The organism is Moorena sp. SIO4E2 (genome assembly GCF_010671945.1).
GTDB classification, from domain to species: domain Bacteria; phylum Cyanobacteriota; class Cyanobacteriia; order Cyanobacteriales; family Coleofasciculaceae; genus Moorena; species Moorena producens.
This window is the reverse complement of record NZ_JAAHIE010000020.1, coordinates 27,528-42,314: the sequence shown is the minus strand read 5'-3', so window position 1 is coordinate 42,314 and position 14,787 is coordinate 27,528. Positions and strand designations below refer to the sequence as shown.

The following is a 14,787-nucleotide window of genomic DNA, read 5'->3' as shown; positions in this document are numbered from 1 at the left end:
CCGGAACCATTTGTTTGCCAGAAGCTAATATAGAAATTCAATTCCAAGTTGCCGCCGAATTCACTTGGGCGGTTCCCGCTGAAAAAAATCATCGCGCCGTCATTCACCAACCAAAACTCCTGTGCACTGTGAACACAGGCGATCGCACTCAAAAAGCTATAGGTTATTGCAAAATTTATGATGGAGATTACCCCAAGTTTTGGGGCTACCACTTTGTTCATGCCTTTTTCCCTGATTACGGAATCATTTGGAGTGCTGAAGCCACATTTGGCGAAGAAAAATACAATTATTTCAAGCTCCTCAACACCTCCCAAACAGAAAAAGAAATATTGTTAAACGGAGAAGATTCTTACCATCGCAAAACAAGTGCCCATGGCCGCATTCAAGACAAAATATATCACTTGAAATTCGACAATAATGCTTTTGCCAATTGGTCGAGTATCCTGCGAAATCAACCATCGACTATGGAAAGTAAGCTATGCTTGGAATACAGACCCGCTATTCTAGAAATAGACGACCAAAAAGTTGGCGAAGGAATTTGTTTAAAAGAATTTTGTTTCGGCACAATTACATAAATTGATTATAAATTAGTTCAAGGCTATCATATCGAAAAAAAAACAGCTGCTCAAAAAATAGCTAATCCATATAAAATTACCGAGAAACGATGGTGAAAACCCCTGTATTTTAAGCAGGGACTTAAACCGAGCCGTTTAGGCGCTTTCATATTTATCTGTCCTGCCTATGGTAAAATGATTCTTAAAGGAGGAGGTTAAGACAAGATTAACAATAGCAGTGAAGTGATGGATAAGTCTACTTTCTCTAATTGGGATACAGAGGCAGACGTGGTAGTTGTTGGTAGTGGAGTTGCTGGACTAGCGGCTGCGGTTGAAGCCAAAAATGCTGGTGCATCGGTAGTTGTTCTGGAAAAACGCAGCAGCTGTGGCGGAAATTCCATCATGAGTGATGGAGGGGTGGCGCTTGCGGGGACTGATTTTCAGAAACAATACGGTATTCTAGATTCTTGGGAACTCATGTATGAGGATATGTTGAGAGCTGGCTTGAATATGAATGATGCATCTCTGGCTAAGATAGTTGCTCAACAGTCTAATTCTGTACTAGAGTGGCTTACTGAATATTTAGCTGTCAAATTTAGAGATAAGCCCATAATCTTTGGCGGCCATTCTGTTCCTCGTATCCATCTGCTACACAATTTTTCTGGAACAGCAATTGTGAAACCTCTTCTTTCAAAGGTAAAGGAGTTGGGCATTGATATCAAAACCAATATTTGCCTCACAAAGTTCGGAAAGGATGTTCGAGAGATTGAAGTTTATGACAAAAAGGAAAACCAAGCCAGAGCAGTCTATGCAAATACCGGTGTCGTTTTAGCTACTGGTGGTTTTGGCGGAGATGTTGCTTTCCGAATCCTTCATGATGCTCGTCTAACCAGCACCGTAGGTAATACTAATCGTTTGGATACTACAGCAGAAGGAATGCTAGAGGCGATCAAGATTGGTGCTAGTTCTGTGCATTTAGAATATATTCAGTTATCACCTTGGAGTTCTCCTGACGAGAAACGTGATAAAATTGCTACCGAATTTTTTTATACAGTTTTTCCCTATGGGATAGTGGTTCATCCCTTAACAGGAAAGCGATTTTTTAATGAATTAGCGGACAGAAAAATTAGAGCAGATTCAATTTTAGACATTGGTCAACCCAGCATTGGTATTGCTGATTTGGAAGGCATGAACATTTCTGGTCACAGTATGGATCGGTACTTAAGCAGGAATATTGTGAAAAAGTTTGAATACTTGGAGGAACTTGCTGCAGCATATTCTCTGCCTTATCAAGCTTTAAAAGAAACTATCGATCGCTACAACAAGTATGTCGAGAATAAGAAAGATGAGAGTTGGCAAAAGCCTATTCCATTAGATGCAAAACCTCTCCATGCTCCATATTATGCTATGCGATTGTGGCCTAAGGTACATTACACTATGGGAGGCGTTACCATCAACGCTAAAGCTCAAGTTATTGATAATAATGGCCAGCCCATCAAAGGTTTGTATGCTGCAGGAGAAGTGACAGGCGGTATTCATGGTGCCTCTCGCCTAGGGGGTTCTTCTTTAACTGAATGCCTGGTGTTTGGTAGAATCGCCGGTAAAAATGCTGCTTTACAAAAATTTACATCAATATCCTAGACTTACTCTAGTAAGTTATGGAAAAATTTAAATTGTGTTTGCTAAATAATCATTTGTAATTTGTGTTGTTGACTGACATGCTGGAATATCCCGATGTACATACAATAGGCAAATTGCAACATGGCTAGCTTTGTATACTGAAGGGTATCAAGCAAATCACTATTGATTTAGCCATAAAAACTTTAGGTATTTTATCAATGGGTGTCGATCTCCCACAACTAACAATGAACAAAATCGTTTTAGAACGTCTCAAACAACATATTATTGATAGCGAATCGATTGGTTTAGAGGAAGCTTTAGAGGAAGCTTTAAAAGACTATTCACCCCGACAGATTATTAACACTTGCCTCTTACAGGCTATGAGGACTGTCGGCGAATTATATGGTTCAAGAGAAATTCCGTTACCGTCCGTTATAAAATCGGCGGAGACTAAAAAAACGGCGGTAGCCTATTTAGAAACCCATATGGATAAGGAAGAAATTGACGATATTACTCAGGGTAAATGTCTGATTGCGACGGTAGAAGGTGACCTTCACGATCTTGGTAAAAATCTAGTTGATATTCTCCTTTCTAGCAATGGTTACAAAGTAATTAATTTAGGCATTAACCAGCCAATCGATAACATTCTCAAAGCCTACGAAGAACATCAACCAGACTGCATTGCCATGAGTGGCTTGTTGATCAAGACTATGGCAGTTATGAAAGATAATTTGGAAATTTTTAATCAAAAAGGCATTACCGTTCCTGTTATCTTAGGTGGCGCTGCATTAACTCCTAAGTTTGTGGAAAAGGATTGCAAAACTACCTATAAAGGTCAAGTTGTATATGGTAAAAATGCTTTTGTTGATTGGCATTTTATGGATAAACTAATGGCAGCAAAAGCTGAAGATAATTGGGACGACCTGAAAGGATTTTTAGATGAAGAAACTTCACCTCCCCCCCCACTAACCTTAGAAGAGATGGGGCAAATGCCATTTGCAGAAGCCAATCAATATAAACTTTATATGAATGACTCATTTGTTTATACTGAAGAATCTTTGGCAAAAGAATCATCGGCAAAAAAATCTGTGGTAATTGATACTAAGCGTTCCCATGTAGTAACTTTAGATGTAGAACGCCCTACTCCTCCTTTTTGGGGAACTCAAGTATTAAAAGATGGAGACATATCAATTGAAGACATTTACCCTTATGTAGATGTACAGCTTTTATACGTCGGACGGTGGCGGTTCCGTAAGCTAAAAGATCAATCACAACAAGATTATAATGACTTTTTAGCAACAAAAGCTTATGGAATTTTAGAAGAATGGAAAGAAAAAGTTATTGCCCATGACCTAATACATCCGGCAGCAATTTATGGCTATTTCCCCTGTAACGCCGAAGGGAATACAGTGTATGTCTACGATCCACAAGATCACAATAAACTACTAACAAGCTTTGAATTCCCCCGTCAACGGGTCGGAAAACGTCTTTGTATTGCGGATTTCTATGCCACTAAAGAATCAGGTCAAATTGATGTCTTACCGATGCAAATTGTAACAGCAGGTGAAATAGGAACCACCCATGCACAGAAGCTATTTGAAGCGGATAATTATCTTGACTACCACTATTACCATGGTGTGGCGATGCAGATGGCAGACGCTATAGCGGACTGGCTGCACGCTAGAATCCGTAAGGAGTTAGGATTTGGGGCGGAAGAACCCGATAATATAACCGATATAATGCGCCAACGCTATCGAGGATCTCGTTATAGTTTCGGTTATCCTGCTTGTCCTAATATGGCAGATCAATTCAAACAAATGGATTTACTCGATACCTCTCGCATCGATGTGTATATGAATGAAAGCGAGCATCTACTTCCGGAACAGTCTACCACGGCGTTTGTTGCTCATCATCCTGTAGCAAAATACTTTAATACTTAGTTAATTAGATAAATAAGCCTATGATGGTAGGTTAATTACAAACTTTTTTTGTCTCCCGTAGATACGGAAACTTGGTAGATAAATTTTCGATAATAATATATAGCGGTTTTCAGTTTAATGGAATACAAATTTATGTGATTTTATGTGATAAAATTTTGACTGGCAGTGATGCCCATCCCACTCATATTGTATTGAATTAAAGTGAAAACCGCTATAACATCAGAAATGATAATTGACAAAGACTTAATTTATGCAAAACAAAATTTTATCAGCTTACCTAATTTATTTAAATTACAAGCACAAAGAACGCCAGAGGCAATTGCGATCGTAGATCGGACAAATTCAATTACCTATCAAAAACTAGACCAGTTGACAGATAACTTAGCGGGTTACCTTCAAAAACAAGGAGTCACTTCAAATCAACCTGTTGGAGTTTTACTGGAAAAATCTCAAGACTATATTATTGCTTGTATCGCTATCCTAAAAGCTGGTGGGGCTTTTATGCCCCTAGAATTAAAATATCCTGATGCTTTGCTTGCCAAAATAGTGGCAGATGCTAAACCTAGTTTAATTATTAGCAAGAGCCAATATTACCAAAGATTAAGTAGTAAAAACCCTCTACAAATTTTACCTATAGATAGAGAAGATAACTGGAACTTTCCCCTAAACCCAGAACAAAAATTACCATCCATAGACCCTAAAAATATAGCCAATATTATCTACACATCGGGAAGTACAGGAGAACCAAAAGGCGTAATATTAACCCATCAGGCAATTGTTACTGGGGAATTGAGGCGAGAGCAAGTAAGTCTCAGTAAATCAGGATATCCTATAGCATATGTATTATTTCAATGGGAAATATATAGACCTTGGATTAAAGGTGCAACTATATATATTGTTCCTGATGAAATAATTTACGATCATGAGCAATTTTTAGATTTAATATTTCAAAATAAAATCAAGGAACTCACCATATCTCCTTCCTTAATACAAAGTATATTTAATACAATTGAAATCGAAACTATTACTGCAAAATTATCAGGCTTGGAAGTTTTTTGGGTAACCGGAGAAGCACTAACACAACAACTAAAATATCAATTGATAGATAGACTACCATCTGCTCGCTTATTCAATTATTATGGGATAAATGAATGTTTTACCGTTGCTATTGATAACCTGCGAGAAAGCGAAGATTTACCATCAGGATTCTGTGCTGTTGGGATTCCTTTTGAAGACGATGAAATAATTTTATTGGATGAGAATGGGCAGCAAGTTACTCCAGGGAAAGAAGGGGAGATGTATATTAAGAGTCCCTGCCTATTTCAAGCATATTTTAATAAACCAGAATTGACTGCTGAAAAGCTTGTTGACCTGAACGGCAATCGCTTTTTTAGAACAGGAGATTTAGCAGCTATTTTACCCAACGGCAAACTAGAAATTAGGGGTCGTTGTAATTATATGGTCAATCTGCGGGGATATAATGTATCTTTAGCTGGGATTGAAAACACCTTATTAGAACATCCTGAAATAAAAAGCTGTGTAGTTATTCTTCAAGGCAAAGAAGAAGCAGAAAAGAAACTGATCGCCTATTTCGTACCTCAGAAACAAAGCACTGAACCCCAGCAGATTAGGGAGTTAAAATTAAGGTTACGTCATCACTTACAAGACCATTTACCTCCTCATATGATTCCATCGGTGTTTGTGGTAATCGATAAAATTCCCATGACACCGATGGGTAAGTTGGATCGTCGCCAACTACCAAGTATAGACCATTCTCGCCCAGAATTGGCAGTACCTTTAGTCAAATCCCAATCCGATACAGAGAAACGTATTGCTCAGATTTGGCAAGAAGTACTTCAGTTAGAGGAAGTAGGAATTAATGATAATTTCTTTGATTTAGGTGGTAATTCTTTACTGCTGATCCGGGTTCACAAAAACCTGAGCAAAATCTTTGCAATTCATCTACCTGTAACAACACTGTTTGAACACCCAACCATCGCTACTCTAGCTCAACACTTGGAGCAAGATAAGGGAGGAAAAACAGCCGCTAAGCAGTACGAGAAAAGAAAGAAATCCATCGGGCATGGCTCCGATATAGCCATAGTGGGTATGTCTTGTAGGTTTCCTGGGGCAAACAATACCGATGCTTTCTGGAACAATTTACGAGATGGGGTAGAATCAATTTCCTTCTTTAGCGATCGCGAAATTGAGCTAGAAGATCCCAACTGGATCGAACACCCCAATTATGTTAAAGCCAGTCCTATCTTGCCAGATATTGACCTATTTGATGCTGAGTTCTTCGGCTACAGCGATAAAGAAGCTGAACTAATGGACCCCCAACATCGGCTTTTCCTGGAATGTGCTTGGGAAGCACTGGAAATTGCTGGTTATAATCCTGGAAATTATCCAGGTGCGGTGGGAGTTTATGGGGGTTCGAGTCCCAGCACCTATCTAATTAACAATATATCTCATAGCTTAGGATCTTCTCGGACAAGTCCTTTGCTTACCCATTGTCTATTTAGGGGCACTAAAGATGTCCATACCGACCTAGGCAATGGGGGAGATTACTTACCCATGCGGGTCTCCTACAAATTGAACCTAAAAGGGCCTAGTCTTAATGTTCAAACTGCCTGTTCCACCTCACTAGTTGCGGTTCACTTAGCTTGTCAGAGTTTACGCAGTGGTGAATCTGACTTAGCACTAGCTGGGGGGGTTTCGATCTTCGTTCCTCAAAAGACTGGTTATTTATACCAAGAAGGCATGATGTTGTCTCCCGATGGTCACTGTCGTGCTTTTGATGCTGAAGGTCAAGGAACTTTATTTGGTAGTGGAGTTGGCATAGTTGTATTGAAGCGATTAGAGGAAGCGATCGCTGATGGAGACCATGTATATGCCACCATCAAAGGGTCAGCAATTAATAATGATGGGGCGGTTAAAGTTAGCTACACAGCTCCTAGTATAGAAGGACAGATAGCAGCCATTTCCGAAGCACTGGCTATGGCTAACATAGATCCTAGGACGGTGAGTTATGTGGAAACCCATGGAACTGGGACACCCCTGGGAGATCCAATTGAGATTGCAGCACTGACAAAAGCGTTTCGACAAAGTACGAACAGCCAAGACAATAATTTTTGCGCGATTGGATCGGTTAAAACTAATATCGGGCATCTCGATGTCACAGCAGGGATAGCAGGTCTAATTAAAACAGTGCTGGCACTCCACAATAAAGCCATCCCGCCAAGCTTGCACTTTAAAGAACCCAATCCCAACATAGATTTCCCCAATAGTCCCTTTTACGTTAATACAGCCCTCACCCCATGGGAACCAAAGGTCACGCCTCTTCGTGCTGGAGTCAGTTCTTTCGGTATGGGCGGAACCAATGTCCATGTTGTTCTAGAGGAAGCCCCGAAACAAGTTGAAAGTGGATCCCCCCTAACCCCCCTTAATAAGGGGGGCATAAGCGAAGCATCCCATGGCTTCCCCCTTAATAAGGGGGACATAAACGAAGCATCCCATGGCCTTAATAAGGGGGGCATAAGCGAAGCATCCCATGGCGTCCCCCTTGCTAAGGGGGACGGGAGGGGGATCGACGGGGGTGATGCAAAAGTCAAAAGTGAACGTTCTCTGCATATTTTGACTCTATCAGGGCAAACAGAGCAGGCTGTGGCAGAGTCGGTACAGAATTATATAACTTATCTGGAGTCCGATCCAAAGGCAGAGATTGGTGATATCTGTTTTACTGCCAATGGTGGACGTCAGCATTTTAACCATCGTTTGGCTGTTATTGCTGGCTCCACTCAAGACCTTCTCGAGCAGTTGCAAAGGTTTGGAAAGCCTGTTGATATCAACGATAGTTCCGAACCCCCAACAATTCACTCCCTCAAAGCAGACTCTACCAAGCAGATTGCCTTTGTGTTTACCGGACAAGGTTCTCAGTATATTGGTATGGGTCGTCAACTCTACGAAACTCAGCCCACTTTCCGCAAAACTTTAGACGAATGCGATCGCATCCTCCGTTCCTACTTAGATATTCCCTTGTTAGAAGTTCTCTACCCGGATTTAGATAACAGGGAACAGGGAACAGAACCTGACTCACCCATTCACCAAACAAGCTATACCCAACCTGCCATCTTTGCCATTGAATATGCCCTGGCCGGGTTGTGGAAATCCTGGGGTATCGAACCCGATGTAGTAATGGGTCATAGCATTGGGGAGTATGTGGCGGCTTGTGTTGCTGGGGTTTTTAGCCTAGAAGACGGACTGAAACTAATTGCCCAACGGGGTAGGTTGATGCAATCCTTACCCCAAGACGGAGAAATGCTAGCGTTGTTAGCTTCAGTTGCAGAAGCAGCAGAAGCAATTAAACCCTATGGCCGGGATGTGTCTGTTGCTGCGATTAATGGACCCCAGAGTGTGGTAATTTCGGGAGAAAGAGCCGCGATTAACACCATTGAGCGCAATCTTGCCGCAAAGGGAGTCAAAACCAAGAAATTAACTGTTTCCCATGCTTTCCACTCTCCTTTGATGGAACCGATATTGGGAGAATTTGAGCAGGTGGTGGCACAGGTGCGGTTTAATCTACCACAGTTAAAACTAATCAGTAATGTTACCGGAGAACTAGCCACAGAAGAAATAACCACTAGCAAATATTGGTGCGATCATCTCCGGCAGCCTGTGCAATTTATGGCTAGTATGTCAACCATTGCACAGCAAGGGATAGATGTATTGGTAGAGATTGGAGCCAAACCAATTTTATTAGGAATGGGTCGTCAGTGTCTCCCAGAACATCAAGGGTTATGGTTACCTAGTCTGCGTCCTGGACAAGAAGATTGGCAACAAATATTAACCAGTTTGGCAGAACTATATTTGCATGGTGTGCCAGTCAATTGGCTCGGTTTTGACCAAGACTTTGCTCGTCATCGCATTCCCTTACCCACTTATCCTTTTCAACGGCAACGTTATTGGGTGAATCCAGAGGATAGTTTAATGGGAATAACTGCCCCTTCAACATCCTCTGGAGCGATTGGCGCGGTAGCCCCAGCGCTAAAAGCGATCGCACCAAAAGATATAGGTAAAAAGCCGGATATTGCTGACTGGTTTTATATTCCATCTTGGAAACGGTCTATTACCCCCGCTTATCAACCAGGTGAAAAGCTGCTTGAGTCTGACACTCTAGTATTTATCGATGAGTGCGGACTGGGAGAAAAACTCGCAGAAAAACTGGCAATACAGGGGAGTGACGTTGTAAGGGTGAGTCACGGTTCGGAGTTTGCTAAGCAAAGCGATCGCGTCTACACCATTAACCCGACCCAAGCTGATGACTACCATACCCTACTCCAAGAACTGAAACAACTGAATAAAAACCCCAGTAGCATTATTCATCTCTGGAGTGTCACCCCAAATAACCACACAGAATTAGGAATAGAATCTTTTGAAGCGTCTCAGGATTTGGGTTTATACAGCCTGATATTTCTTGCCCAAGCCCTTGACAAACTGAATTTGATCGATCCACTCCAACTTACAGTTGTATCAAACAACCTGCAGGAAGTGAGCGGAGAGGAAGTATTATCTCCAGAGAAAGCAACATTGCTGGGAGCCTGTAAAGTGATTGGACAAGAATATCCAAATATAAACTGTCGCAGTATTGATATTGTTCTTCCCCCATCCCAAAAGCAAAAGCAGGAAAAACTTCTAACCCAACTACTGGCAGAAATTACAGCACAGTCGGAAGATTTAACCATCGCTTACCGGGGTAAACATCGCTGGGTGCAAAAGTTTGAACCCATGGGATTAGAAACACCTGGAGCAGAGACATTACCTCTGACAGAAGAAGGGGTTTATCTGATTATCGGTGGACTAGGGGCGATTGGTCTGTCCCTAGGGTTACACTTGGCAAAAACTGTACGCGCCAAACTAATCTTAATAGGGCGTTCGCAGTTTCCTGCCAGGGATGATTGGTCTCAATGGCTAGCTACTCACAATGCAGAGGATCGGATTAGTCGCAAAATTCAGAAATTGCAGGCTATGGAGGCTATGGGAGCCGAGGTGATGGTACTCAGTGCTGATGTAGCCGATGGACAACAAATGGAGGCTGTAGTCGCACAAGCAGAGGCTCGCTTTGGTAACATCAATGGAGTCATCCACAGTGTTATGTTTACTGGAGACAAGGCATTGTGTTCCATCAAGGAAATAACTAAAACTGATATTTGGCAGCACTTTCAAGGAAAAGTACAGGGAACCATAGTTTTATCAAAGGTTTTGCACAACAAAAACCTTGACTTTTGTATCTTAATGTCCTCCATCGCATCAGTGCTAGGAGGTTTGGGGGACGTTGCTTACTCAGCAGCCAATTTGTTTATGGATGTTTTCGTTCACCAGCAGAACCGAAGTAATTCCGTTCCTTGGCTGAGTGTGAACTGGGAGACTTGGGAATTCGAGAAACAAGATCAAAATTATGAGATTGCAGCAGGGCTGGCTGAATTTGCCATAACTCCAGAAGAGGGTATCCAAGCCTTTGAAAGGGTTTTATCCACTCAAGAACTCAATCAAATTCTTGTTTCCAGTGGAGATATACAAGCTCGCATCGATCGATGGGTCAAGCTTAAATCTGTAAAACAACAAAATAATTCCCACAATCAAGTATCATATACACCAGTTACCTTCCGTAAGCAACTAGAAACAGTTCCTGTGGGAGAGCGTCAGGGATTATTGCTTACTCACGTCCGGGCGCAGGTAGCCAAGGTACTGGGAATTTCTCCTGAGCGAATAACATTAGAGCAAAAACTCATAGACTTAGGATTAGATTCTTTGATGTCTATTGAGTTGAGAAATGCTCTCCAATTGAGTCTGGGTTTTTCTGTGCCTTCTACTTTACTCTTTGACTATCCTACACCGGAAGCCTTGACTAGTTATTTGGCTCAAGAAGTTGCTCACTTGGAGGACTCAAAAAGTTTAAGCAATGGCTCAATTCAACAAGGTATAGTTGAGGATGACTCTTACCACTCTACCTTAGTATCGATTCAGCCAAATGGCTCTAAACCTCCTCTGTTCTTTGTCCCCGGAGTCTTGGGAAATGTTTTCGATATCTATCCCTTGGCACAACACCTAGATTCAGAGCAACCTTTATACGGCTTGCGAGCCCTTGGTTTAGATGAGAGGGAAAAGCCATTAACCCGGATGGAAGACATAGCAGCCCATCACATCCAAGCCTTACAAGCCGTTCAGCCTGAAGGGCCATACTTTCTGGGCGGTCATTCAGCAGGAGGAAAGGTGGTTTTTGAGATGGCTCAACAGTTAAAAAATCAGGGACAGGAGGTGGCTTTACTTGCCATTATGGATGGTTTAGGGACAAATCTGCAAAAATATCAAGATTTTGCTGAGTGGGACAATAGCAAACTGATCGACGATCTAAGCAGTTTCTATCAAGGTTCTTTGGGAGAAGCGGTCAAAGTTGATCCTGAAACACTTCAATCTATTGGAGAAGACCGCAAGTTAGATTACCTTCTGGAAAGATTGACCATAGCTGGTTTGAATTTAAGCCAAGGTGAACTAAAACGCATTTTTAAAGTTTACAAAGCTAGTATTCAAGCTGATGTTGACTATATTCCACAGGAGAGTTACCCAACTTCAATTACTTTCTTCCGAGCTATGGAAACAGAAGTCTTTGAAGCTACCCTCGGTGAAACAACAATACTGGAAGACCCAACTTGGGGGTGGGGTGAGATTTCTGCTCAACCTGTGACAATTCACAAGATTCCAGGTAACCATTTCACGATGATGCGAGAACCAAATGTTGGAGTTCTAGCCCAAACCCTTAGGACTTGTCTGGAAAGCTACCCACGGGCGGTGCATCACCCCCTATGAATGGAAGAGCCCAATTTCTTTTCCTTTTCCGAAGCTCCCTGCTCCCTACTCCCTGTTCCCTGTTCCCTTGTGTTTTATAAAATTACCAACAAATAGAAAAACCATGAAAAAAATATTAGCTTTATGGGCAACCCTTCGCTCAACCTCCACCGCCTTTGAAACAATGATGCTCCAAAGAGGAGATTTTCTTATTGTTCACGAACCTTTTGGCTTATCTTACTACAATTCTCCAGAGCGTCGCGATAGTAATCGTTATCCAGATCTAGAACTCAATCCTGAATATAATTACCAAACAACCTGGCAAAGGCTAAAACAACAGGCAGATTCCCAGGCGGTTTTTATCAAGGATATGGCTTATTATATGTTCCACGTAGCCGATCGAGAATTTTTGTCTATATTTGAAAATACTTTTATAGTGCGTCATCCCGCTAAAATGCTGCCATCACTTTACGACAAGTGGCCTGATTTTACTTTAGAAGAAACCGGTTATGCTGAACTCTACAAACTCTTTGAAATGGCTAAAGAATTCAGTGGAAAAATTCCAGTAGTAATTGATTCCGATGATCTGGTGCAAAAGCCCGAAGCAACAGTTAAAGCTTACTGCGATGCTGTTGGTATACCGTTCATTAGACAAGCCCTACAATGGGAACCGAAATCCCGTCCCGAACTTACTAATTGGGACGGGGGAACTTGGATCGCTAACGCAATGTCTAGTAGTTGCTTCAAGGAACAAAAGAAAGATAATTATGTGGCAGTGGAAGATAATGAGCACTTACAAAATGCTTATAATTTTTGTTTGCCTTATTACGAAAAGCTTTACGAACATAAGCTTATTATCGATTAAATTTGATGGTAAAGTTAATCAACATATTATCAATTAAGTCCATGGTAAACAAAAATTTTGTCACAATTGATGGTAAATGCTTTCACTACATGTGGTTGCGGGATAACTGCCTATGTCCAGAATGTCGCGATTCTAATTCATTTCAGAAAATCTATGACATTAGTGAAGCTCAATCTCCCCCAGAACCTTTATCTATAGTGGAAAATAACGATAAATTAACTATTACTTGGAAAGAAGAACCTATTCACCAAAGTGAATTTTCTATTTCTTGGTTAATGGCTCATGCTAATGAATTGGAAATTCCATTAGAATCTTCAAGAAAGATTACTTTATGGAATAAAGCTGAGTTACGAAAAGAGGGAATACTAAGACATGACCTTCACAATTGTGATTCTGATATGTGGATGAATCAGCTTTTTAACTTGGGTTTTACAATACTAGAAAACATCAAATCTACAAAGGAATTAGAGTCTTTTCTTTACTCTATTGGACCGATTCATGAAACCTACTATGGAAAATTAATTGCAGTCAAGCCAATCAAGGGTAATGAAGCGGTAGATTTAGCTTTTTCATCTGTGGGTCATCCTTTGTTACCTCATGTGGATTTAACTTACCTCAATGTAGGGCGAGTAGTAATGTTTCTTTATTGTGAAGAAAACAATGTTTCTGGTGGCGAGTCAATAGTTGTAGATGGCTATCGTGTAGCTAGAGATTTTCGCCAAAACCATCCTGAATACTTTAATATCTTAGCTGAAACCCCAGTGCATTTTAAACAATTTGATTCATTGCGTCAATATTATTTATCTAATAAAACTCCCATATTAAAACTCAATCAAAAAGGTGAAGTCAGTGAAGTTTACTTCAGTCACAAAAACTTCAAGCCAAATTTAATATTCGACAAAGTAGAATCTTTTTATGAAGCTTATAAAACTTTTTTTAAGTATTTAAAAAGCCCTGATTATCAATATTGCTTTCGCCTCAAACCAGGAGATTGTTTGATGGTACAGAACTTCAGAATATTGCATGGAAGGAAAGCCTATGATACTAATTATGGCTTTAGACATCTTGAAGGAGGATTCTTAGATTGGGAGTACTTTAAAGCAAGACAAAATTTTAGAGACTTCAAAAAGTCGCATCTAAAAAATATATAGAAAAATAGGGTTGAAAGTACTGATTCAGCTAACATTTAATTCAGAGGGTGATTTAGAACATGGATTATCAAAAGGTAATAACTGATGCAAAACATATTCAGGAACTGAACAAACCCGATCGCTTTGTCAAGATTTCTGCCAGAGAAGATAGATGCGATTTACCATTTGCAACTTGGAAAACACTCTTAAATAACACTTATTTACAGACTTGGAAAGGAATAATTCTGAACAAAGGTGTCACCGAAATTGGAATTTATCCTATGCTTTTATGGGAACTTAAACCCCAAACCATAATTGAAATTGGTGCTTTAAATGGTGGTAGTGCTGTTTGGCTAGCAGATAATTTAGAACTTTTTGGAATTAAAGGTTCAGTTTATTCTATCGATATCGATTTATCTCTTCTGGATAAAAAAGCTAGGGACAATCTCAAAGTCAATTTTATTGAAGGAGATTGTAATAATTTGAGTACTGTTTTACCAAAAACAATGCTCGAGCGACTTCCTCATCCTTGGTTAGTTATAGAAGATGCCCATGTTAATGTTCTGGGAGTAGTGGAGTATTTTCACGAGAATGGTCTCACAACTGGAGATTATTTAATTGTAGAAGATACTAATAAGTTGATCTGGAATTCAGGCAACGAAAATTGGGACGATAAAGAAGAATATGAAAAAGGAAGGCAAAAAATGTCTAACTTAAGGGGTTGGTTGTTTAACCATGAAGATGAGTATTTGATTGATACCTACTATCAAGATGTGTACGGTTACAATGGCTCGAAAAATTGGAATTCTATTCTCAAAAAAGTCTAAATTACGGCA

The 14,787-nt window shown here is 40.5% G+C and carries 5 protein-coding genes and 4 pseudogenes; all 9 read left to right on the top strand.

All coding sequences use genetic code 11. From position 1 onward, the window contains the following. Window positions 1-575 (top strand): annotated as a pseudogene (locus tag F6K37_RS04530) (methyltransferase domain-containing protein); the annotation flags it as partial. A 225-nt stretch (window positions 576-800) separates the two neighbouring features. Next, the gene (locus F6K37_RS04525) at window positions 801-2,195 is read left to right on the top strand and encodes a flavocytochrome c (protein ID WP_287248462.1); all 1,395 of its coding nucleotides are present in this window, start codon (window positions 801-803) and stop codon (window positions 2,193-2,195) included. 224 nt (window positions 2,196-2,419) lie between these two features. After that, window positions 2,420-4,114, top strand: a pseudogene (locus tag F6K37_RS04520) (vitamin B12 dependent-methionine synthase activation domain-containing protein); the annotation flags it as partial. A 225-nt stretch (window positions 4,115-4,339) separates the two neighbouring features. Further along, window positions 4,340-6,121: pseudogene (locus F6K37_RS45370) on the top strand (AMP-binding protein); the annotation flags it as partial. A gap of 102 nt (window positions 6,122-6,223) precedes the next feature. Next, a pseudogene (locus F6K37_RS45365) lies at window positions 6,224-7,555 on the top strand (type I polyketide synthase); the annotation flags it as partial. 192 nt (window positions 7,556-7,747) lie between these two features. Beyond that, window positions 7,748-11,977 (top strand): SDR family oxidoreductase, encoded by a 4,230-nt coding sequence (locus F6K37_RS45360; protein ID WP_502887728.1) that lies wholly within the window; start codon window positions 7,748-7,750, stop codon window positions 11,975-11,977. A 103-nt stretch (window positions 11,978-12,080) separates the two neighbouring features. After that, on the top strand, window positions 12,081-12,821 hold the full coding sequence (locus F6K37_RS04510) for a sulfotransferase-like domain-containing protein (RefSeq protein WP_287248458.1): 741 nt from the start codon (window positions 12,081-12,083) through the stop codon (window positions 12,819-12,821). A 41-nt stretch (window positions 12,822-12,862) separates the two neighbouring features. Beyond that, window positions 12,863-13,972, top strand: coding sequence for a TauD/TfdA family dioxygenase (locus tag F6K37_RS04505; RefSeq protein WP_287248455.1), 1,110 nt, complete (start codon window positions 12,863-12,865; stop codon window positions 13,970-13,972). Between the two features lie 59 nt (window positions 13,973-14,031). Further along, window positions 14,032-14,778 (top strand): CmcI family methyltransferase, encoded by a 747-nt coding sequence (locus tag F6K37_RS04500; protein WP_287248453.1) that lies wholly within the window; start codon window positions 14,032-14,034, stop codon window positions 14,776-14,778. Window positions 14,779-14,787: the final 9 nt, after the last annotated feature.